This window comes from Collinsella sp. AF39-11AT, assembly GCF_003474585.1.
Classification (GTDB): Bacteria; Actinomycetota; Coriobacteriia; order Coriobacteriales; family Coriobacteriaceae; genus Collinsella.
In genome coordinates this window covers 19,216-41,837 of record NZ_QROG01000009.1, presented here as the reverse complement: position 1 = coordinate 41,837, position 22,622 = coordinate 19,216, and the positions used below count along the sequence as shown (strand labels likewise).

Annotated in this window: 14 protein-coding genes; 13 read left to right on the top strand and 1 reads right to left on the bottom strand. The window is 59.0% G+C overall.

Annotation, left to right across the window (positions count from 1 at the left end):
- Positions 1 to 2 precede the first annotated feature (2 nt).
- The 4 genes from DW037_RS05215 to ligA all read left to right on the top strand — a co-directional run bounded on the left by DW037_RS05215 (position 3) and on the right by ligA (position 5,060).
- Positions 3 to 359, top strand: a complete 357-nt coding sequence (locus DW037_RS05215) for a hypothetical protein (RefSeq protein ID WP_117648531.1) — start codon at positions 3 to 5, stop codon at positions 357 to 359.
- Positions 360 to 362: 3 nt separating this feature from the next.
- Complete coding sequence (locus DW037_RS05210) at positions 363 to 947, top strand: hypothetical protein (RefSeq protein WP_117628960.1); 585 nt, start codon at positions 363 to 365, stop codon at positions 945 to 947.
- A gap of 172 nt (positions 948 to 1,119) precedes the next feature.
- Positions 1,120 to 2,583 carry a S1C family serine protease gene (locus DW037_RS05205; protein ID WP_117628959.1) on the top strand — a complete coding sequence of 488 codons (1,464 nt, stop codon included), beginning with the start codon at positions 1,120 to 1,122 and terminating at the stop codon, positions 2,581 to 2,583.
- A 248-nt stretch (positions 2,584 to 2,831) separates the two neighbouring features.
- Entirely contained in the window at positions 2,832 to 5,060 is a 2,229-nt protein-coding gene (gene ligA / locus DW037_RS05200) for an NAD-dependent DNA ligase LigA (protein ID WP_117583357.1), read from the top strand.
- Between the two features lie 155 nt (positions 5,061 to 5,215).
- Here ligA and DW037_RS05195 read toward each other — a convergent pair whose 3' ends face one another.
- Positions 5,216 to 6,562, bottom strand: a complete 1,347-nt coding sequence (locus tag DW037_RS05195; protein WP_118372942.1) for an MATE family efflux transporter — start codon at positions 6,560 to 6,562, stop codon at positions 5,216 to 5,218.
- 355 nt (positions 6,563 to 6,917) lie between these two features.
- On the opposite strand from DW037_RS05195, the gene DW037_RS05190 reads away from it, so the two are divergent.
- The 9 genes from DW037_RS05190 (at position 6,918) to DW037_RS05150 (ending at position 22,351) form a co-directional block, all read left to right on the top strand.
- Positions 6,918 to 7,955, top strand: coding sequence for a hypothetical protein (locus DW037_RS05190; RefSeq protein ID WP_118372941.1), 1,038 nt, complete (start codon positions 6,918 to 6,920; stop codon positions 7,953 to 7,955).
- Positions 7,956 to 8,190: 235 nt separating this feature from the next.
- Positions 8,191 to 9,246, top strand: coding sequence for a GTP 3',8-cyclase MoaA (moaA, locus tag DW037_RS05185; protein WP_233542270.1), 1,056 nt, complete (start codon positions 8,191 to 8,193; stop codon positions 9,244 to 9,246).
- Positions 9,247 to 9,250: 4 nt separating this feature from the next.
- A complete protein-coding gene (gene mobB, locus DW037_RS10855; RefSeq protein ID WP_118372940.1) occupies positions 9,251 to 10,552 on the top strand; it encodes a molybdopterin-guanine dinucleotide biosynthesis protein B in 1,302 nt (433 codons plus the stop codon).
- 393 nt (positions 10,553 to 10,945) lie between these two features.
- On the top strand, positions 10,946 to 12,226 hold the full coding sequence (locus DW037_RS05175) for an MFS transporter (RefSeq protein WP_158571946.1): 1,281 nt from the start codon (positions 10,946 to 10,948) through the stop codon (positions 12,224 to 12,226).
- Positions 12,227 to 12,437: 211 nt separating this feature from the next.
- The gene (locus DW037_RS05170) at positions 12,438 to 13,259 is read left to right on the top strand and encodes an HAD family hydrolase (RefSeq protein WP_118372938.1); all 822 of its coding nucleotides are present in this window, start codon (positions 12,438 to 12,440) and stop codon (positions 13,257 to 13,259) included.
- 538 nt (positions 13,260 to 13,797) lie between these two features.
- Positions 13,798 to 17,304 carry a Spy0128 family protein gene (locus tag DW037_RS05165; RefSeq protein ID WP_118372937.1) on the top strand — a complete coding sequence of 1,169 codons (3,507 nt, stop codon included), beginning with the start codon at positions 13,798 to 13,800 and terminating at the stop codon, positions 17,302 to 17,304.
- Positions 17,297 to 18,964, top strand: coding sequence for a SpaA isopeptide-forming pilin-related protein (locus DW037_RS05160; protein ID WP_158571945.1), 1,668 nt, complete (start codon positions 17,297 to 17,299; stop codon positions 18,962 to 18,964). Before DW037_RS05165 ends, DW037_RS05160 begins: the two co-directional genes overlap by 8 nt.
- A 114-nt stretch (positions 18,965 to 19,078) precedes the next feature.
- Positions 19,079 to 20,857 carry a SpaA isopeptide-forming pilin-related protein gene (locus DW037_RS05155; RefSeq protein WP_147352009.1) on the top strand — a complete coding sequence of 593 codons (1,779 nt, stop codon included), beginning with the start codon at positions 19,079 to 19,081 and terminating at the stop codon, positions 20,855 to 20,857.
- A gap of 576 nt (positions 20,858 to 21,433) precedes the next feature.
- Positions 21,434 to 22,351, top strand: a complete 918-nt coding sequence (locus DW037_RS05150) for a class C sortase (protein WP_158568416.1) — start codon at positions 21,434 to 21,436, stop codon at positions 22,349 to 22,351.
- The last annotated feature ends 271 nt before the right edge of the window (positions 22,352 to 22,622 follow it).

Here is a 22,622-nt window from a genome sequence, read left to right as displayed (position 1 = left end):
TCGTGAACGGCGACAAGTTCATTCGAAGGGCAATGCTCCTATTGGTGCTTTCCTTTGCTTTGCTCACCGCAGCGAGCTTCTTTCTGTTAAGGGCGACTAATGGGGGAGAAAACGACACGGTTGTTGCAGTCGAGGTGCGCGCTCTATCGGATGTTCATAACGGGCAATTTGAGGCGCTTATGCCAAGTGGTTGCCGTAAGAGAATCGATATGCGCCGTAAGTCAAGTTCCGGATATGTCTCAGGGTTGAAAGCAGGTGATAAATGGATTCTAGTTTTTGTGGAAGATAAGGAACTTGACGGGACTGTTCTGTATCCCCATTCAGCTGAGAAAGTCAAATCAAGTAGACAAGGGGAATGAAGAATGATTGATAGAAAGCAGTTCTTAGGTCTGATGGCGGGGGCTCCTATTTTGATGCGAGCCGGGATGGCAGAAGCCGTGGAGTTGCCGGACGCTCAGAAGCGATTGACGCTCGTGGTCGACACGGTGGTCAGAGATGAAAATGGCAATGAAAAAACGCGAACAAGAAGCAGAGAGACTATTTTCACGCCAGAGAGCAAAACTGTGTCTGCCGACGCTATGGCCGGTGATGTCATAACAATCCAGAGGGAATCAGATGAAACGTTGCCGCTGCTTGCCAAGATTGAGCTCACAGTCGCTTATTATAACGATAAAACAGAAATTGAGATTCGTTCCGGAAAGTACTCGATAGTCCAAATCGATCCGCTTGTGATGTATGCAAACGCTTGGTATGCGCTCATGCAGAAAGATAAATATGTGATGAACTACTTCGCAGAAGGCGAAGCATCATATGAAACGGGGTGGGGGCCAACGCCATACGACGCGGAGAAGGATAAGTGGACGTGCGGATCAGGCATGGGCGCGACGATTACGGACTTCATTAACGATTCAACATATAGCTTTGCTATCGACTGTTATATCGAATAGACATGACGGCATAAAACGAATTGGCCTATAAGCATGTCATTACTTAAGCAAAGCTGAAATCTTGGCATCTAGTGCTCGGGACTGCCCAGCTTGGGGTACAACTCAACGTGAACAATGATGGCCCGCCACATGTTTGGCGGGCCTTTGGTTATTTGACGAAAGGATCGCAGCTATGAGCGAGTACGATTCCCAGCGTCCCCAGGATGCGGGCAACGCCGGCGAGACCCAGCAGCAGCCGCGCGTGCAGGTGGAGTCGACGCCTGCCGATGGCAGTAACATTCCTTACGTGCAGGCCTACGACACGCAGACCGGAAAGCCGCTGGGCAGCCAGCAGGTTGTAAACAAGCACACCGTGGTCAAGACTAAGACCAAAAAGCTGCCGATCTTTATTACGGCGCTCGCCGGCTGTGCATGCGGCGCCCTGCTGGTCATTGCGCTCATTATGAGTGGCACGCTCAACATTGGCAGCGGAAAGAATGCCGTGACGGCGGGTGCTTCGGGTTCATCGACGCAAAAGATTACGATCGACTCCGAGGACACCACGCTGGCCGAGGCCGTCTCTGCCAAGGCGCTGCCCTCCGTGGTTTCCATTACCGCCACTTCGAGCGGCGGCCAGAATGGCTCGCTTTCGCAGTCTGCCGACGAGTCGGACGGCTCGGGCAGCGTCGGTTCGGGCGTTGTGCTCGATACCGAGGGCCACATCCTCACCAACAACCACGTGGTCGATGGCTATGATCAGTACGTGGTGACCATGGACGACGGCACCACCTACGAGGCCGAGTTCGTGGGCAACGATGCTTCGAGCGACCTAGCCGTCATCAAGCTCAAGGATGCTGACGCCTCTAAGCTCACGCCGATCGAGATCGGCGACTCTTCCAAGCTCAACGTGGGCGAGTGGGTCATGGCGATCGGCTCGCCGTTCGGCAACGAGCAGTCTGTCTCCACGGGTATCGTGTCGGCGCTGTATCGCTCCACGGCCATGAGCTCTACCAACGGTAACACCATCTATGCCAACATGATCCAGACCGATGCCGCCATCAACCCGGGCAACTCCGGCGGCGCGCTCGTTAACGACAACGGTGAGCTGGTGGGTATCAACTCGCTCATCGAGAGCTACTCGGGCTCCAGCTCGGGCGTGGGCTTTGCCATTCCCGTTAACTATGCCAAGAACATTGCCGACCAGATCATCGACGGCAAGACGCCGGTTCATCCGTACCTGGGCGCCACGCTTTCGAGCGTCAACGCGCTCAATGCTCGCACTAACAAGCTGAGCACCGATAGCGGCGCGTACGTGGCAAGCGTCGTCGAGGACGGTCCTGCCGCCAAGGCCGGCATCCAAGAGGGCGATGTCATTACCAAGCTGGGCGACGATGAGATTTCGAGCGCCGATGGCCTGATCATCGCGCTGCGCAGCCACGAGGTGGGCGAGAAGGTCGAGATCACGCTCATGCGCGGCAAGGAAGAGAAGAAGGTTACCGTCGAGCTGGGCTCCGACGAGGAGCTGCAGAACCAGCAGCAGGACGACAGCGCGACCGACACCGGCAACGGCGGTATTACCGACGAACAGCTGCGCCAGTACCTGGAGGAGCTGCTGGGCCAGCAGGGCCAGGGTCAAGGCTACGGTCAGGGTTACTAGCGAGCCGTTTCGCACATATCGAGGCCAGGGGGGGCTGTCCCATCAACGTGGGACAGCCCTTTTTTCTTATTGATCCGTTGGGGACGGAGGAAAACGGATCATTTGGAACTGACAGGGGCATGGTTTGATCGCGCGATCCACCCCAGTCTGGCGGCTGCCGATTCGGTGCGGTTCGAGACCGCTATTCGGCCTCATTGCGACCGGTGGTACTCTAGTATCCGTTTGAAATCGAGCGAAGGAGTGCCGCTATGGAGCAATCGAGCCTGTTTGGTGACGGCGTGGACATCGATACCGAAACGCCCGCGAGCACGGATACCGCCGTACCGGCCGATGCCCGTGCCCAGGCGGCAGCGCGTGCGGCCGAGCTGCGCCACGAGCTCGATTACCACGCCTATCGCTACTACATGCTCGATGCGCCCGAGATCACGGACGCCGCCTTTGACAAGATGCTCGTTGAGCTGCAGGAAATTGAGGCCACCTACCCCGACCTGGTGACGCCCGACAGCTATACCCAGCGCGTGGGCGGGTACGTGAGCGAGCAGTTTACGCCGGTCACGCATATGGCGCGCATGTATTCCATGGACGATGCCATGGATCTGGACGAACTCGACGCGTGGCTCCAGCGCACCGAGGATGCGCTCGGTGCCGGCAGCGTCACCTATACCTGCGAGCTTAAGATCGACGGCCTGGGCGTGGCGCTTACCTACCAAAACGGCACCTTCGTACGCGCAGCCACACGCGGCGATGGCACCACGGGCGAGGACGTGTCGCTCAACGTCCGTACCATCAAGGATGTGCCCATGCACCTGTCCGAGCCGGCGCTCGCCCACATGGGCGCCGACCGCGAGCGCACCATCGAGGTCCGTGGCGAGGTCTATATGCCCAAGGGCAGCTTTGTGCGCCTGAACGACGAGGCCGATGCCGAGGGGCGCGACCCCTTCGCCAACCCGCGCAACGCTGCCGCCGGCAGCCTGCGCCAAAAGGACCCCAAGGTCACGGCGCGCCGCGATCTCGCTACCTTTATCTATGCCATCGCCGATACCGATCCGCTGCACGTCCACAGCCAGCGCGAGTTCCTCGATTGGCTGCGTAGCGCCGGCTTTAGCGTCAACCCTAACGTGGCTCGCTGTGCCACACCCGCCGAGGTCCACGAGTTCTGTGCCCAGGCGCTCGAACACCGCGGTGACCTGGACTACGACATCGACGGCGTGGTCGTAAAGGTCGACAGCTTCCAGCAGCAGCTCGACCTGGGCTTTACCGCCCGCGCACCGCGCTGGGCCATCGCCTTTAAGTTCCCGCCCGAGGAAAAGCAGACCGTCCTGCGCGAGATTCGCATCCAGGTGGGCCGCACCGGTGTGCTCACACCGGTCGCCGAGTTCGACCCGGTGACGGTTGCCGGCTCCACCATCGCGCGCGCCACGCTGCACAACATCGACGAGATCCGTCGCAAAAACGTGCGCGAGGGCGACACTATCATCGTGCACAAGGCGGGCGACGTGATTCCCGAGGTCGTAGGTCCGGTGCTCGATAAACGCCCGGCCGATTCGGTCGACTGGCACATGCCCGAGGTCTGCCCCGTGTGCGGTAGCCCCGTGGTCCACGAGGATGGCGAGGTTGCCTACCGCTGCGTGTCCATCGACTGTCCCGCACAGCTCAAGGAGCGCCTGCTTCACTGGGTAAGCCGCGGCTGCATGGACGTCGACGGCCTGGGCGACGAGATCGTCGACAAGATGATCGCTGCCGGCCTGATCCACGATGTCGCGGACTTCTACCAGCTCACGGTCGACGACATCGCAGGCCTGGACACAGGGCGCGTGTACGCTAGCTCCAACAGCAAAAAGGGCGTCAAGAAGGGCGACCCCATCCCGGTGGGCCTCAAGACGGCCGAGAAAATCATCGCCGAGCTCAACAAGTCCAAGAGCCAGCCGCTCGGTCGCGTGCTGTTTGCCCTGGGCATCCGCCACGTGGGCAAGAGCGTGGGCGAGGTCATCGCCGAGCGATTCCTGTCGATTGATAAGCTCATCTTGGCGAGTGAAGAGGACATCGCCGAGTGCGAGGGCATCGGTCCCAAGATTGCGGCGAGCGTCAAGCAGTTCCTGGCCGTGCCCGAAAACCTTGCCGTGCTGGAGCGTTTGCGCCAGGCGGGTCTGTCGCTCGAGGTCGACTTGGGCGCCGCGCATGCACAAGCCGCAGCCGACGCGGGCGTGGCGGGCGAGCTCGCCGATGCACAACCGCTCGCGGGTCTGACCTTCGTGCTCACCGGCACGCTCGTCAACCGCACCCGCGACGAGGCAGGCGCGGCGCTCAAGGTGCTCGGCGCCAAGGTCTCGGGCAGCGTGTCCAAGAAGACGAGCTATCTGGTTGCCGGCCCCAAAGCGGGCTCCAAGCTCACCAAAGCCGAGCAGCTGGGCGTACCCGTGCTGGACGAGGACGCCCTCGAGCAGATCCTGGCGACTGGTCAGGTGCCGGAGGCTTAAGGCGTCGATAACCAAATTGAAGAACCGCCCGGAAGCACGATGCCTTCCGGGCGGTTCTTACTTTGCTGGGGCAACCGGCACCGTGATCTGCGTCACGTAGGTTGCCGGGTCGTCGCTGATGATGTCATCGATCAGGGCAATCTCGCGTTGCCCCGCTACGCCACCAACCTGTCAAAAGCCCCGCGCCGGTTGAGTACGGTAAATGCCACTACACAGATGACCGCCGACAGAATCGAGCCGCACGGCGAGGCGATACCCATGGGAAATAGCGTGTCGGAATAGGCGTTCGACAGCAGCCACGCGCCCGGCACGCGAATGAGTGCCACAGCCAGCACGTTGTGCGCAAAGCCGATGTAGCTCTTGCCGTATGCAGCGAAAAAGCCGCTAAAGCAAATGTGGATGCCGGCAAAGATTGCATCGAAAATATAACTGTGCATATAGCCGGTACCGGCCGCGACCACCGCGGGGTCCTTGGCAAAAAAGCCAATAAACGTCGGCGCCACCAGCCACATCAGCACCGTGATCAGGCAGCCGTACACCACCGAGATCGTCATGGCGTCCTTGAGTACCTGACGCGCGCGGTCGCCCTTGCCCGCGCCGGCGTTTTGCGCCGTGAGCGCGCTGACGGTGGCACCCATGGAACTCGGCACAATGAATAAAAAGCTGATCATCTTTTCGACCAGGCCCACGGCGGCGGCGTCGACCAGGCCGCGGTGGTTGGCGATGACGGTGATAAACATAAACGCCACCTGGATGCAGCCGTCCTGCACAGCCACGGGCACGCCGATTTTAAGAATGCTGCCGAGCACCTCGGGCTGGGGGCGCAGGTCGCTGCGCTTAACGTGGATGTTTGTGCGACGGCTCTTGAGCCACACGAGCGCGAGGGCAACGCTGGCTGTCTGCGCGGTCACCGTGCCGAGCGCCGCGCCCACGGGGCCGAGCCCCATGTGGCCGATAAACAGAAAATCGAGCGCGATGTTGATGATGCATGCCACGCCAATTACGTACATGGGCGAGCGCGAATCGCCTAGCCCGCGAAAGATGGCCGAAAGAATGTTGTACGCGGCGATAAAGGGAATGCCGATAAAGCAGATACGCAGGTAGGCGGCAGTGCCTTCGACGGCTTCGGCGGGAGTGCCAATGAGCGCCACGATCTGCGGGCAAAGCGCGAGCAGGACAGCGGCCAGTACCACCGAGACACCCATAAAGAGCGTGATGGTATTGCCGATGGCGGTCTCGGCGCGATCGAAGCGGCGCGAGCCCACGGCGTGGCCGACGATGACCGTCGTTCCCATGGCCAGACCAACGAGTGTCACGGTAATGATATAGAGCGTCTGTGCGCCGTTGCCCACGGCGGTGATGCCGGCAGCGCCGCTAAACTGCCCCATCATGTACAGATCGGCCATGCCGTAGAGCATCTGAAAAAAGTACGAGAGCATATAGGGCAGGGCAAAGACCGCGATGGTCTTGAGGACATTGCCGCGTGTGAGGTCGTGTTCCATGGGCGGGGCACTTTCTGGCTTGGGTCGTTTACGTACCAGTGTAGTGAAAACCCTACAACGATTGTAGAGTCAAGGTTTGTATTGGCAGCAGGGCGAAAAAGTCACGCTCGCGTTCATTTCTAATTGAATACGGACGTGCGCCCTGCAAAGTACGATGCTTTGACCCCTCCGTGCCCCTCACCTCGCCTCAAACCATCACAACATTCGACGTTTTTCGCCAAAATCGAGAAAAGCATCGAATGTTGTGATAGTTTTTCTGCCACTCGGCCGGGTGGAATCGCTTTCTTGTGCACGAAGGTGTGCGGACCCGTGGGCAGGGGAATAAGGTTGGTTATCCGACTCCATTGGAGGGCTCATGGACCTGCCGATCGTCTTGTCCCATAAGACTGCCTGGCTGTACCACAACGTGGCGCGCCCGTCCGAGCCGCTCTCGCGAGCAAGCAGCCTATACGATGAGGACTCGCTTGCTGGCGAGGCGGAGCCGACTGCGAGCCTGCCCAAATTGGGACTCGATGCCAAGGGACTGAGGGCTTCAACGGCAGTTGGGATCGTTACCGACTATCTGGTTTCGCTTGGTATTCCACGAGAAGAGCTCGATCATATCGACACGCTCGTCAACTTCGATTTTGAGCGCTCGACGCCGGCTGGATTTAGGTGCCACGTGTTTGGGGCGCCGGTACCTCCAGGCCATCTTATCGAGGTGGCAGAGGGCCTTCTGGTGGTTGATGAGGCCATGTGCTTTGTCCAGGCGGGTTCGTGGATGAGTGAGCCCGAGCAGCTGGAATATGGCTACGAAATCTGCGCCCGATACCATTTGAATCATCTGTCGACAGGCGATTATATCGAGATGGGGCAGAGGTATACCGTTGCCGACTTGATTGCCTATTGCAATGAGAACCGATCTCGTCAGGGGGCTATACGCGCGGCCGCCGTGCTCAAGCGCGTGCACGATGGCGCGCGGTCGCCCATGGAGACGGCCACCGCAATCATGGTCGTAGCAAAACGTTTCCAGGGCGGGCTGGGATACGCCAAAATCGAGCTCAACCATAGGGTCGATGTTCCCAACGAGTTCAAGTGTCTCGCAAAGGCCGGGTATTTCGAGATTGACGTATATGCGCCTGCGAGCGGTACGGGGATTGAATACAACGGCTCGGACCATCTTGATAAACAGCGCAGCGCGTCGGATGCGGAGCGTATGACCGTACTGAGCGCGCTGGGCTTTAGGATGATCGTCCTCACCGGGACTCAGTTTGCCCATCAGCTGCAATTGCACCGGGCGATGAACGCCATTGCGCTCGCTATGGGCCTCAAGTGCGACCGAAGCGAAGCGTTCCAAAAGCGGCAGAACGACCTTCGAGAATTCGTGATTCGCCACTGGGACGGCGGCCTCTAGGGGCGCTTTGGTCTTTCTACGGGGTGCCGTGGGCAGGCAAACCATCACAACATTCGACGTTTTTTGCCAAAAACGGGAAAAGCATCGAATGTTGTGATGGTCTGTGTGTTGAGGATGGGCTTGGGAAGTCCGTTTTGCTCGAAGCGACCTGTCCTGTCGTACGGGTGTCGGCATGATTCTCTCGTGGGGTATTATGTTTTCCGAAGAATAAAACGCCGCGTGAGGGGAGGGCTGCGTGGACGGGCACGTGCAACATGACGGCTTTGGCCGCGATATCAACTACCTGCGCATTGCCGTTACCGACAAGTGCAATTTCCGCTGCATTTACTGCATGCCGGCCGATGGCGTGGCGCCCCGTGCACACGACGAGCTACTCAGCGCCGAGGAAATCGCCCGCTTTGTGCGCTTGGTGGCGGGGGAGGGCATTCGCCGCGTACGCCTGACGGGCGGCGAGCCGCTGGTCAGCCGCCGTATCATCCCGCTCATTCGCGACATCCGCGCGATTCCGCGGATCGAGGACATCTCGCTCACCACCAACGGAGCCCTGCTGCCCAAGCTGGCGCCGCAGCTCAAGGACGCGGGGCTTAACCGCGTCAACATTTCGCTCGACACGCTCGACCCTACGCTCTTTGGAAAGATCACGCGCCTGGGTCGACTCGAGCAGACCATGGCTGGCATCGACGCGGCGCTGGCTTGGGGCTTTGAGCCCGTTAAGGTCAACTGCGTTGTTGTGCGCCGGCTCAACCAGGATGTGGCGGCCCTCGCACGACTGACCGTCGACCGCCCCATCCACCTGCGCTTTATCGAATACATGCCCATCGGCGACGAGCGCACGAGCTCGCATTGCGCCGTGGACCCTCACGCACCCACGCTCAGCCCCGAGTTGTGGGATGCGAGCGACAGCGTGCCGAGCGACGAGCTGCGGGCGCGCGTCAATGCCGGGGCCGCCGCGATGGGTCTGGGCGAGCTCGAACCGCTTGACATCACCGACGCTCCTGCCGGCGCGGGCCCCGCGCGCTATTGGCGCTTTCCGGGCGCGGCGGGAACGGTCGGCTTCATCAGCGCCATGTCCAACCATTTTTGCGCGAGCTGCAACCGCCTGCGCCTGACGGCCGATGGCAACGTGCGTCCGTGCCTGTTCAGCGATGCCGAGTATTCGGTGCGCGAGGCGTTGCGCCGTGGTGATGATATGCAGGTACTTTCGATTTGGCGCGATGCCGTGGCCCACAAACCGCAGGAACACGCGATAATTGAGGGCACGCAACGATTTATGTCCCAAATCGGAGGATGATCATATGGCCAAGAGCAGGTACGCCGATGCCACCAAGGCCGCTCGCAGGGCCGCGATGTCTGCCCATAAAGCCACGGCTGCTGCCAGCAACACCGCTGGGTCCGCGGCGGTACAGCCGTCCGCCGGCACTGTTGCCGAGCCCGCCCGCGACGCCCGTCGCGACGAGCTGACGCACGTGGACGCCAAGGGCGAGGTACGCATGGTCGACGTGTCCGACAAGGCCGAGACCCATCGCATTGCTATCGCCGAGGGCTCCATCCTCATGCATCCCGAGACGCAGGCCATGGTGCTGCAGGATCGCGCCAAAAAGGGCGACGTGCTTGCTTGCGCGCGTGTGGCGGGCATTATGGCCATCAAGCGCACGAGCGACATCATCCCCATGTGCCATCCGTTGCTCATTACCAAGAGTAAGTGCGATATCGAGCCCATTGCTCCGGCGGGGACGCCTGTCGATGACATGCCCGAGGGCTGGGCACCGGCGCGCACGGACGGGCAGGTTGGCTTTCACGTACTGGTTACGGCGGGCGTGACGGGCAAGACGGGTATCGAGATGGAGGCCCTGACCGGCGCGAGTGCCGCGTGTCTGACCATCTACGACATGTGCAAGGCCGCCGATCGCGGCATGGAGATCGTCGACGTGCGCCTGCTGCACAAGGAGGGCGGCCGTTCGGGCGTGTGGGACCGCGCAGAGCGTCAGGCCGCTGCCGTTGAGTCCGTGGCCACTGACGGTACCGCGCCTGCGAGCGCACCCATCGCCGTCGCGCCTGCAGCTCCGGCCCCGGCCGTCCCTGCGATCGCGTTTATCGGCTACCAAAACTCGGGCAAGACCACGCTCGTCGAGAAAGTTATCGCCGAGCTCACCCGCCGCGGCCTGCGCGTGGGTTCGCTCAAGCATCATGGGCACCACGGCTTTGATATCGACGTGCCTGCTAAGGATACGTGGCGCCATCACCAGGCCGGATCCAAGCACGTGGGGCTCATCTGCGCCACGCGCTGGGCGGAGTACGCCGACACGCGCGAGGAGGACGAGATGCCCGCGCGCGAGCTGCTGTCGCGCTACAACGATGTCGACGTGGTGATCATCGAGGGCTACAAGACCGAGGGCTTCGACAACATCGTCGTCGCGCGCTCCGGTGTCGACCGTCTGCGTGGCAAGAGCTCGCTTGACCTGGTCGACGGCCGCACGCTGGCCCTTGCCTGCAACGAGGCCCTGGCGCGTCAGGCCTTCGACGCCGGTTTTGCGACCCGAGCCATCAGCATCAACGACGCCCGAGCCATCTGCGACCTGATCCAAGACCACCTTTAAGGCTTGACGCTGCGCCGGCCCCAAGCACCCCATCTCGCCCCTCAAGCCGTCGCTCGCGTACCAAAGTACGCGTCGCTCCTCTTTCGGGGCGACCCGGGGCACTTGGAACCGGCTCGCTGCGCTGCCATAACCTGCCAAAAAGGGACAGGTTTATTTTGGCAGGTTTTATCTGGGCAAACGTCACTTCCACCACAAAGGGGCCAGGCACCTTTGTGGTGGTTTTTGCTTTGGTAGATGTGTGGGACATGCCTTACAATCTACCAAGTAGTTCATGACGGGCGAAAAAAGGAGAGAAGGGTCCTGATGCGTCCTTAATGTTTCATGCGGACTGATTGATTTGATAGACGGTGGCGAATGCCCACCGCCCGTATTCGTATGAAACAAGGAGTCTCCATGCTCGCATCTCTTTTCTCAAAGCCTCAATCGTCGCTGTCCGTGCAGGCCAAGCGCCTGGTGGCAATGCGCTTCCTCATCTACACCGGTTTTCAGACCAGCTACTTTATCGGCGTCATCGGAACGCTTACCTATGCGGACGATGCCTCGGTCGTCGCGACATCGCTGGCCGTCCTGTTCATGAACGTTTTCGTGATCCTGGGATCCTTTGCGGGCGGCGCTGCGCTCGACGCATGGGGTCCGCGCCGCCATTTCTTGCTGAGCATCGTCGGCACGCTCGCAACTGGCACGGCAATCATCGCCTTTGGTAGCGCGACCGGCGTCGTCCTACTCGGCGCGGTGTTTCTGGGCTTTACGATGGGATTCGCCCAGCCCATTGCCACATCCTATCCGGCCTACCTCACCGATGATCCCGTCGAGCTCAAAGACATCAACTCCGCCATCGCCATGTTTTCAAACGTGAGTATCATCGTTGGCCCCACGCTGGGCGGCTTTGTCGCGGCGGCTGCGTCGTCGCGCGCGGTGTTCGTGCTTATGATGCTCTTTACCGTGCTGGCGTTCGTCGTCGGTTGGGGCTTTAGGCCGCAGACCAGCCATATCGCCGGGCATGCGGATACCGATTCGACAGAGGAAGGGGAGCGTGCGGGACGAAGCTCCAACCCTAGCACGTCCGCCCGCGCCACCTTCGCAGCCAGCATCAAGACGGTCTTCACCAACAGCGTCCTCGCGCTACTTTTCTACATCATTTTTCTTTCGAACTTTGGCTACGGAGCCTTCGATCCGCTCGAGTCGTTTTTCTATCGCGATGTCCTACGCGTCGGCGTTGAGTGGATGGGCTGGCTCTCGTCGGCCTCGGGCATGGGCGCGGTGCTGGGTGCTGCGCTCGCACTCCGTTTGCCGCCGCACCTGGTCAACCTTAAAACGCTGCTTGTGGCGCTTATGTCCGTGGGCCTGGGAAGTCTGCTCTATGTGGGGACGCCGTACGTGGGCGTGGCCCTCGTCGGCCAGATCGCCCTGGGCATAGCTTGGGGTGTCGTCAACCCGCTCCACAACACCATCGTGCAAACGACGGCACCGCTCGAGCAACTCGGCCGCGTCAACTCGGTCATGGGCTTTGGCAACATGTTCGCCGGCGTGGCGCCGCTGGCGATAGCCCCGTGGCTGGCGGCGACATTTGGCGTACAACGGACACTCGTGGGGGCAGGCATGGTCGTGACGGCGGTTCCCGCGGCGCTGCTGCTGTTTGGACGCAATCACTTGGAGCGTGCCGTAAAGCAGTAAGAAACCATCACAACATTCGGTAAAAATCGCGATTTTGCCGAAAAACGTCGAATGTTGTGATGGTTTGGCCCGTAGACGCCGCGATCACCACAAAGGGGCCAGGCACCTTTGTGGTGGTTTTTGCTTTAACGGGCCGCGCCTGCGCCTTGGTATACCATGTACGCCGTTTGCGAATATACCCCACACCGCCGCACAACCCAGAAAGGCCCCCATGGACACTACCTTCAGCCACATCAAAGCCGTGTTCTGCGATATCGACGGCACACTGCTCACGAGCCAGCACACGGTGTCCCCGCGCACCGTGGCGGCGATCCGCGCCCTGCGCGAGCGCGGTGTGCTCTTTGGCCTGTGCACCGGGCGCGACGCCCACGCGACCGAGGCCATGTACGAGCTCTGGGGCATCGAAGGCCTGGTGGACGTGCTCGTGGGCTGCGGTGGCGCCGAGGTCATCGACCGCGCGCACGACATCAACGAGCTGAGCTATCCGCTGCCGGGCGAGACTATCGCGCGCATCTGCAAGCACATGGCGGACCTTCCGGCAACGCCCGTCTGCCCCCGAGACGGCGTGTTCTACGTGCCCGAGAGCAACGCGTGCGTCGAGCACCTGTCACGCGTCGACGGCGTGCCCTACCAGGTGGTCGATTTCGCCGAGTTTTTGCGCGAGCCGCAGCCCAAGGTGATGTTTACCATGGCGCCCGAGGTAATGCCGCGGGTGATTGAGCGAGCATTGACGTTTGCCGATGATACTGTTAAGGCGGCGGCTCTGCAAACCACGCAGCGGCTCTACGAGTTCATGGATCCGCGCGTGTCCAAGACGCGCGGCCTTGTGCGCGTGGCGGAGCTCAACGACATGGAGCTCCAGGACATCTGCGTGTTTGGCGATGCGGACAACGACACCTGCATGGTGGCTGACGCCGGCGTGGGCGTGGCCATGGCAAATGGCAGCGACGCCACTCGTGCCGCCGCCGATTTTGTAACCGCCAGCAACGACAAAGACGGCATTGCGATCTTTATCGAGGAACATCTTCTGTAGCGCCTGGGGGCAGCCACAAAGAGGGCAGAGCGCCTTTGTGGTGGTTTTCCAAGCGTTCCAACAGTCGATTGTTGGAACGCTTTTTTGTAGCGAGGAGATTTGCAGCCGGTAACATACGATGTCATTCAAGTGTCGATGTATGAACATGTCGGCACACGCTGGTTGTGCAGTAATTGACCAATTAGCTCAAAACTAATATTTGCAGGTAGATATACTGTCATTCACGGCGCAATTTTGACCGTTCACAGATTGAGCGGGTTAAAACAAAATGTTGTACAAACAATGGTAAAGTGTCATTTATCTAGATTTGCTAACGAGTTTACCAGCGTCTTTCCGAAATTTAACCCTCGAAAAACAACGCATAGTTTGAATAATTGTCAAGAAGTTAAGGCAACGCGAAGTAAAATTGACATTGTTAGCCTTGCGTTGTTTAAACAAAGAATAATAATATGCATATCGAGCGCGAGCAATTATAGGTTGCGCGCCCAAGTTTGATGGTGAAAGAGCAGGATCGCGGTCTCTTGGGGAGGAGACATCGATGAAAGCAAATTCAGACAAATCTAAGCAAAGTAATAAAGCGACGCGCCGTGTACTGGCAGGCGTTTTGTGCGGAGCCTCCGTTTTGAGCCTGGTACTGTCGCTCGTCATGCCTCCGATCTCGCAGGCCATTGCCAACGATTCCCAGACGGGTTCTGCTGAGGAAGCTGTGATGGGGGGGGGTTCCTCAAGTAAGCCTACTGATGTAGACAACACCAACAACGGGGATACCGAAAACCAGAATAGTGACGAGGCCGAGAACGGCGAGACTAACGCCGATGCTCTCAGGGCGGCCCCGTCGTCTGATGACACGGGAGCCGAGAGCGCTGCACAGCCCGCAGATGATGGACAGTCTGTCTATAAGGTCGCTACTGTTGCAAATGAAGGTGAGGTTCCGGGACTTCAAATAGATAAGGATGGGTACACGCTGCTGAAGAGTGACGAAGACCTGGCAACGTACCTTGCCCTTACCGCGCCGAACAAGCCCGCAGAGCTGCGTCTGGCTGCTGATATAAGTTCGAGCTCGCCGATCGCCATCGACCAAAACACTACGATCGACCTTGCGGGTCACAAGCTTTATTACAGTAACGGTAACAGTGACCAGAGCCGGGCCGAGCCTGTTTGTGCATTTATCACAATTAAAAATGGCTTTACGCTAACTGTTAAAGGTGAGGCGAATGACTCCAAGACTATAGCTGCCGGTGCTGAACCTGGTCAGTTAGCAGAGATGCAGTTCAATGATGAAAGTGCTCCACAATCACTCAGATACTTCGTAACTGAAAGCACGCCTAACGGTCTTGGTACTAGCGAAAAGACCTACAAGCACACTGTTGACGATTTCGGCGCTATCGTTGCATGCAAAAAGGGCTATGTAAATCGAGTCATTTCCGTTGAGGAAGGGGGCACGCTCAACCTTGAGGGTGGCATGATCACAACGCCTCGTACCCTGCGCAACAACGGTCACGTTATTTTCTCTCAAGGCACCGTCAATATTTCTGGCGGTTACGTCACCAACGGTAGCGGTGGTGGCTGGGGCGGTGGTCTGTGCATAACGGGCGCGAAAGCCAGCCTCGAAATGACAGACGGTGTGGTCGCGGGAAACAAGGCAGCTTCTGGCGGCGGCGTCTATGCTGACAACGGAGCCACCTTGAAGCTTACGGGTGGAATCATCTCTGGCAACGCTACGTACGGCGAGGCGGATGGTCACGGTGGCGGCATCTTGGTTTCGGGCGGTAGTGTGACCGTTTCTGGTGGCTACATCACTAACAATAAATACGCCAAGTTTTGCGGCCACGATGGCCGGGGTTGTCATGGCGGCGCTGGTCTTGCTGCCAATAACGGCGCCCATGTTGCCATTTCCGGTGGCCAGATTACCGGCAACTACTCCGAGGAAGCCGGCGGTGGCGTTTATGTCACGGATGTCAACCGTAATAACCAATCCCGTACGGGTATGGCGTGGCTGAATATCACGGGAGGAATTATTGCCTCTAACGTGAGCTACCGATCTGAAGGCGCTGGCATTCGAGTGGGCCAGATGGTTGACGCGATGATAAATGGATCGTCAAACGATAGCCCAGTCTACATCACAAATAATCACTGCATGTCTCGCTTTGACTGGGGCGGTGGCGGTATCTTCGTCCAGGGAAACTCGAATGAGGGTATGGAAAAGACCGCTGGTAGATTATTTGTATACAACTCGTACATTAGCAGCAATACCGCTGGTGGCTATGGTGGTGGCGTTGCAGTCTGCCCGACGGGCAAGACGTTGGTAACGAACACTAAGGGCACGGCAATCTTTGGCAATAAGTCTGCTGGCAGTGAGCAAAAAGCCACCGGGTACAATTCGGCAGAAAACAAGGGTAATGATGGTACGCCCCATCTTTCAGCTGGTGGTGCTGATGGTTTTGATAAGACTGAAGATCAAGATGCATACAAATCGGAGGTGTTTCGCAAGTACGGTCATGCCGATTTCTTCCTCGCAGCGCGGGGTCACAATACGCCGGTCGCAGTGGTAACCGGTAAGATGCTTGGCGGTGGAGACGCCCGGTACTCGGGAAGCATCGAACTTAAAAAAGCTATCACCATTCCCGTCAACGGTGCTGTTGGGGTAGAAAATAGCATCGGCCTGACCTCGGGTGTTAAGGACGGGGATGAGGCGGCGATTGATGCGCGGAATCGTGCGCAGAATGAAGCGACAACTTTCATCACGGGCAACTATTCCTGGGACCATGGTGGCGGCATCATGTCGAATGGCGACTTGTACCTAGGCGTGCCTGCGGATACGTACGTCTATCCAAGCCTTAAGTTGAAGGCAACCAAGGAGCTGGCCGGCCGCGACCTCAAAGATGGGGAATTCAAGTTTACGGTTTATCGTAAGAACTCGGATACTGCGAAGGCGCCTTCTTGGAAGAATGATAAATTCGACAATGGTGGCTGCGAGTTTGTCGAATCTGCCCAAAATGGCGCTGATGGCCACATCGCCTTTGACCTTAGCGAGAAGCTCGAGCGGCTTCTTAACGACAAACAGCTTCGCGAGCAGTTATTAGCGAATGGTACTGGCGAAATTACATACTACTTGGTCGAAGATACGGGCAATCTTCCTGGTGTCATATACGATCATGCTGTATACGAGATTAAGGTGACAGTCAAATGCACGCCGACTGTACTTATGTCTGTTCCGACACAGGGAAACCCGCATGATACTAAAGATCTTAAGGTCTATAACTTCACGATTGATAGGGTGGACGTGACTAAGAATCCCGGGGGTTCAGCTAACTCGCCGAGGACTGCGTCAGCAGATGCTAATGGGTATTATTCGATCGTCGACTCCAACAGCGCAACCTCCACCAACAAGGCAACCTTCACCAACACGTACGACTCTGAGGTTTCCTGGACTCCTAAGGCGACTAAGGTCGTTAAGGGTGGCGAGATGAAGGAGTTTACACTTCAGCTTGCGAAAGACAGCAAATTTCAACATATCATCGGTACTGCCGTGACCACCTCTGGTAAAGGTACGAAGCAGACGCTTTCGTTCAAGGGCACCGCTGATAAAGAGGTTGAGCTCAAGTATTCGCTCTCTGATATCAGGGATAATCCCGACGACTCGGGCGACTCCGCGGGTGGCCTTTTCAAGACCTTTACGTACTATGTGCGCGAGAAAACCGACGGTTCGCAGTTCTCGCACTACACGTACGACCACTCGGTCTATAAGATTGCGGCCAAGGCAACTGTTCAGCCTGATAAGACTATCAAATGTGAAGTGACCTACAAGAAGGGAACCGTTGACTCCGATGGCAACTGGAAAGCTGACGTCAGTGCCGAAGAACTGAACCTCACCGACGACTCCATCCCCACCTTCACCAACACCTACTCCACCTCTTTGCCCCTTTCTGGTATGTCGGGCGTCACGCTGACGTACCTTGCCGGCGCGGCGGTGCTTTGCGCTGCTGCGGCCTGGATGCACATTCGTCGCAAGGCGAATGCGAAGGGAGGCGAGCGTCGTGAATAAGAAAGTTTGCTCCTTCCCGATCTTGTTTGCGCTGCTTGCCCTCCTGATCGGCACCTGCGCGGTTGTGTTCCCCGCATCCGCGCAGGCCGCTCCGACCTCGACCGGTTCCATCACGGTGAGCGGCACCGTGGCGAGCAGCTACGATGCCTACCAGATCTTTAGCGCCAACGTCGTCGACGGCGACAGCGACGCCAAGACCTTCACCGACCTTGTCTGGGCAAGCGACGCCGTGCGCGACGCCGCGCTGCCTGTGCTGCACAGCGCCGGCATGCCCAATTCCCAGACCACCGCGCAGAAAGCTGCCGAGTGGCTCAACACCGATTCCCACCTTACGGGCGCGCTGAGCGCACAGCTCGCTCGTTCCCTCCAGAGCTCTGGCGCCGTGTCCGTGGCCCTTAACGCGGGCACGGCGGCCAAGCTGCCTAGCGGCTACTGGCTCATCGTCGCCGACGACGACGCCATCGCCCAGGGCGAGGTCGGCACCGCGCCGATCATGGCCCTGGTGGGCGGCGGCGCCGTCACTGTCAAGCCCAAGGCCGCGACCCCCAAGGTGTCCAAGCATGTGCTGGAGGACAGCACCGCCGCCTGGCAGAAGGCCGCCGACGCCACGGTCGCAGACGACCTGTACTGGCGTCTCTCTGCCACGGTCCCGGCCGGGCTCACCGCCTACGACACCTATGCGGTGCGGTTCGTCGACACCATGGGCGCGGGGCTCGACCCCTCCAAGGTGGCCGCGAGCATGCGCGTGTACGTGGCGGCGGGCGCGGACGGCGGCTTCGACGCCGTCTCGGCCGACAAGGACGGCCGCGTCGGCACCGAGCCCGCGAAGGGTTGGACCGACATCACGGCCCAGTGCGCCACCAAGATAGCGGCGGACGGAACCTTCACCGTGCGCACCGGCGACCTGATCGCCGCGCTCGGCGGGGCCGACGCCTTCACCGCGGGCGCCCGCGTGGTCGCCGTGTACAACGCGCCGCTCAACAGCGCATGCAACCACGGCATCGCGAAGGGCAACCCCAACGAGGCCTACCTGTGCTACCCGCGCTCTCCCTTTGCCGACCAGTCCGGCGACGCCGGCTTCACCCGCACGCCGAGCGACGACGCGTGCGCCTACACCTGGGATCTCGCGCTCACCAAGCGCAGCAGCGACGGCGACAAGCCGCTTGCCGGGGCGGTCCTGAGCATCGCCGACGACCGCGGTCGCACGCTGGCGGCCGACGGCACGTGGGATGCGGAGGGCAAGGCCACCGTCACCACGGGCGAGGACGGCCGCGTGACCGTCTCGGGCGTGGACTCGGGCAAGCTGGAGGTCCGCGAGCTCAAGGCGCCCAAGGGCTACACCGCCTTCGAGGGTACGCGCTCCGTGACGGTCAAGGCCGAGGGTCTGGACGTCGACCAGGTGGCCGCCGCCAAGCCCAAGCTCACCATCACGGCCGAGTCGCCCCTGCGCGCCGACAGCGCGGATGGGTCGACGGGCAGCCTGGAGGCGTCGCTCATCAACACGCCCACCGGCACACCCCCTAGCATTACCACCGGAGGCTTTATGCCCTCGACTGGCGATATGGCAATGTACGCCGCGGCCGCCGCAGCGGTCGCCGGAGCCGCGCTCATCGTGGTCGCGCTCCTGGTCAAGCGGGGAGGTGGCAGCCATAAAGAGTAGCTGGCAGCCCCACAGAGAGCGGGGCGAGACGTAGCGAAGTAGATGCTAAGACACAGACAGATGATGACCGATCGAATGGGAATCAAGCAGAAAGCAGAGGAAAAGAAGATGAGCATGAGCAAGAACATCGCACGCCTGGCAGTAACCGCCGGCCTCACAGCAGCGCTGAGCTTCGGCGGAGTCATGGCCCCGGTGACCATGGCGTTTGCTGTGGGTACGCCGACGGTGGCTACGGAGAAGGGCAAGGTGAATATCACTGATAACGATTATGCCGGCACGACTTTCAAGGGCATCCAGATTTTCACCGCAAAAGTCACGCAGGATCAGAAGAGCGACGGAAGCTGGGATGAGTCGGGCGACAAGACGCTTTCCGATATTCAGTGGGCGTCGGATAAAGTGCAGGGTCTCGTGACGACCGAGCTTGCCGGTGTGAAAGGAGCGCCTAAACCCAATGCGGACGCTCAGGAGTGGGCAGAATTTATCAGTAAGGCACAAGGCCCCAATTTTGGAAAGACCACAGCGGTTGATACTGGTTCAGCTTTGGACTTGATTGCCAAGGCTTTGGAGGAAGACAAGACGTTCACTTGGACAAAGCCGAGCGATTCCACCAAAGGCAACTTTAATAATCTGGATCACGGATACTGGCTTTTTGTGACCGATGCGCCCAGTGAGACCACCGGTGCCGATGGTAATACCGACGCCTATACCTCGCCAATCTTCACCATCGTCGGTGGCTCTGACGTTAACGTGACCCCCAAGAAGGACGTCCCCAACGTGACCAAGGCCGTTAAGGACGACAAGAATGGCAGCTTTGTTGATTCGAGCAAAGTTGTTCCCGAGGGCTCTTCTCGAGATGTCTTTACGGTGCCCAATAGGGTTGCGGACTCTGCATCCGATCAGCTGGTTGAGTATCAGCTTGCAGGTACCGTGGCCAGCAATATCAATACTTATAAAGAGTACAGCTATACCTTCACCGATAACCTGCCTTCTACGATGGTGCCCGAGCTTAACGGCAATGATCCCGTTGTCGAGGTTAAGATTGGCAATCAGGTTGTTCATCCGGATAGCTACAACAAATCTTATGCAGATGGCAAACTTGTGGTTTCGTTCTCAAATCTGAAAAATGCCCATGTGGAAAAACAAGATGGCACCAGTGGCGCAGTCATTAACGTTGATGGCAGCTCAAAGGTCTATGTGAACTATAAGGCAAAGCTTGACCCCACGAAGGTTAACGCCAATATGCTCGGTATAGGCCAGATGAACACCGTTACTCTGACCTATTCCAATAACCCTCACTCTGAAAAAGACAAAGGCACTACAGTCGTGCATCCCGCCTACGACTACACCTACGGTATCGATGTTAAAAAGGTTGGTTCCGATGAGACGAAACCGCCTCTCGCAAACGTTGAATTTACTCTGCAAGAGGTCGGTACTGGAAAGTTCATCAAGAAGGACGGCACAACTGCGAGCAGCGAAACTGAGGACGGCGCAATTCTCAAGACGAATTCGACCGGAATGATAGAGGTCCTTGGCCTTGATGAAGGCACGTATATTCTGAAGGAGAAAACTCCTGCGCCCGGTTACGACAATTCTCACGGCAGCAAGGGCATCACGTTCACCATTACGCGTGGCAATCTTTCTGAGAGCAACACTGAAGTGGTCAACCCTGTGGTTGAGGTAACTGACGGAGATAATAAGGGGCTCGTTCAGGCCGACAACGCCACTAACGGCATGGTGCATCTCACCGTCACCGATAAGAAGGGCTCCAACCTCCCGCTCACCGGTCTCAACGGCGTGACCTTCACTTGGATTGCTGGTGGCGCGGTGCTGTGCATCGGCGTGGCGCACCTCATCCGCAGCCGTAAGCAGGCTGAGGAGTCCGAGCAGGAGTAACGCTGGCTCACCCATCCCTTTGGCAGGTGGGATGTGATGGCCATGAGACTTGCGGACACTTTTCTCGTCCATCCACGTTCTTGCTTTGCCATTCTCTTTTCGGGGCAGACTTCGCACTGGAGTCTGCCCCGTTTTTTTGGGATAACGCAGCCAACCTCCACCGTCCGATGTGGGCACGTTCGTCATCGCGTTTCTTGACTCGTATGAGGTTCGGTTTAAGGTCCGTAGGCGCACGCGCGGTGCGGACGGTAGAAGGCATTTGCGCCGCAACAAGCGCAAATAAGAATGCCCGGGGTTCGGAGCCCGGGCATTTAACAAAAGCTGAAAACTAGGCCGTCCGCGCTCCCAAACATTTACGCGGGGTGCGTCGTTTTCTATTGATATTGTATCCCGAATCGCCCAGCCGATTCAGGACATTTTGAAAACTCAAATGCTGGCCCAAGTCGCGCCCAACTCGCGCTGCGCAATGCTGCCAGGCTGCGTTGTCCGGCGCATGAGCTCGCAATTCGGCTATTATTTGTTTAGACAACTTGAGTTGTAGAGGAGTGACCGGCGATGGTGCAGGGCGCCAAACATATGAAGAGCAATAACGCTGCGGACAACGGCGGCTCAAGCCCTCAGCCCAAACCTCAACCAAAGCCCAAGCGCCGTCGCAAGCGGCTGCCGCGCTGGGCCGACCGTCTCATCACCATCGTCATCATCCTTATTGGCGTGGGCCTTATGACCTGGCCGTGGATCTTGGACCGGCTCGAGGCCTCGGGCGTGTTCAACCAGATCAGCACCGTGTCCAGCACCGTGGACGCGCTGTCTGCCGAGGAGCGCGAGCGCATCCTGCTCCAGGCGCGCTCCTTTAACGAGCAGCTGGCGGGCGAGGCCACCGAGCTTCCCGCCGACCAGATCGAGCCCTACGCCGAGCAGCTCATCTTTGACCGCGACCCCATGATGAGCTGGGTCGAGATCCCCTCCATCGACGTGAGCATGCCCATCTACCACGGCACGAGCGAGGAAGTCCTTATGGCGGGCGTCGGCCACCTGGAGGGCACGAGCCTGCCGGTGGGCGGTACCTCGACGCATTGCGTGCTTACCGCGCACTCGGGCATGCGCAACCTGAGCATGTTCGACGACATCCATTCGCTGGAGCCCGGCGACCTGGTGCTGCTGCACACCATGAACAAGACGCTCGCCTACAGGATGGTGGACTCCGAGGTGGTGCTGCCCGAGGAGATGGAGTCGCTGACTATCGAGCCGGGTGCCGACAAGGTGACGCTCGTCACTTGCACGCCCTACGGCGTGAACGACCATCGCCTGCTGGTGCACTGCGTGCGCACCAAGTACAACAAGAAGGACGTCGACAAGCAAAAGTCGCTGGCCGGCCGCCACTGGGGCAAGCGCGAGTTTGCCGTGCTCATCGTGGTCGTAGCCATTGTGCTGTTGCTGCTGGACATCGTGATCCACGCGGTCCGCAAACGCCGCAAGGCCAAGGCCTCAGCATAGGGCATTCTCCAGAACCACCACAATGGGGGCAGGCACCTTTGTGGTGGTCGGGACTTCCAAACCATCACAACATTCGATGAAAATCGCGATTTTGGCGAAAAGCGTCGAATGTTGTGATGGTCTTCGTTGTGGACGGCGCGGTTTTCGTTATGGACGGTGCGGTTTTGCTGCAGAACCGCCAGCCCGCCGCCTGCCAACCGCCTCCCTCGTTACGTTTTCGCTGCATTTGGGTAAAGCACCTGCTCCAAGCGGCGTTGCCTTGTATACTAGA

Bases quoted from the DNA above. Each gene is read 5' to 3' on its own strand.
- DW037_RS05155 (WP_147352009.1), top strand. From the start codon at position 19,079: ATGAGCAAGAACATCGCACGCCTGGCAGTAACCGCCGGCCTCACAGCA.
- DW037_RS05195 (WP_118372942.1), bottom strand. From the start codon at position 6,562: ATGGAACACGACCTCACACGCGGCAATGTCCTCAAGACCATCGCGGTC.
- DW037_RS05165 (WP_118372937.1), top strand. From the start codon at position 13,798: ATGAAAGCAAATTCAGACAAATCTAAGCAAAGTAATAAAGCGACGCGC.
- DW037_RS05205 (WP_117628959.1), top strand. From the start codon at position 1,120: ATGAGCGAGTACGATTCCCAGCGTCCCCAGGATGCGGGCAACGCCGGC.
- ligA (WP_117583357.1), top strand. From the start codon at position 2,832: ATGGAGCAATCGAGCCTGTTTGGTGACGGCGTGGACATCGATACCGAA.
- DW037_RS05210 (WP_117628960.1), top strand. From the start codon at position 363: ATGATTGATAGAAAGCAGTTCTTAGGTCTGATGGCGGGGGCTCCTATT.
- DW037_RS05190 (WP_118372941.1), top strand. From the start codon at position 6,918: ATGGACCTGCCGATCGTCTTGTCCCATAAGACTGCCTGGCTGTACCAC.
- DW037_RS05175 (WP_158571946.1), top strand. From the start codon at position 10,946: ATGCTCGCATCTCTTTTCTCAAAGCCTCAATCGTCGCTGTCCGTGCAG.
- DW037_RS05170 (WP_118372938.1), top strand. From the start codon at position 12,438: ATGGACACTACCTTCAGCCACATCAAAGCCGTGTTCTGCGATATCGAC.
- DW037_RS05150 (WP_158568416.1), top strand. From the start codon at position 21,434: ATGAAGAGCAATAACGCTGCGGACAACGGCGGCTCAAGCCCTCAGCCC.
- mobB (WP_118372940.1), top strand. From the start codon at position 9,251: ATGGCCAAGAGCAGGTACGCCGATGCCACCAAGGCCGCTCGCAGGGCC.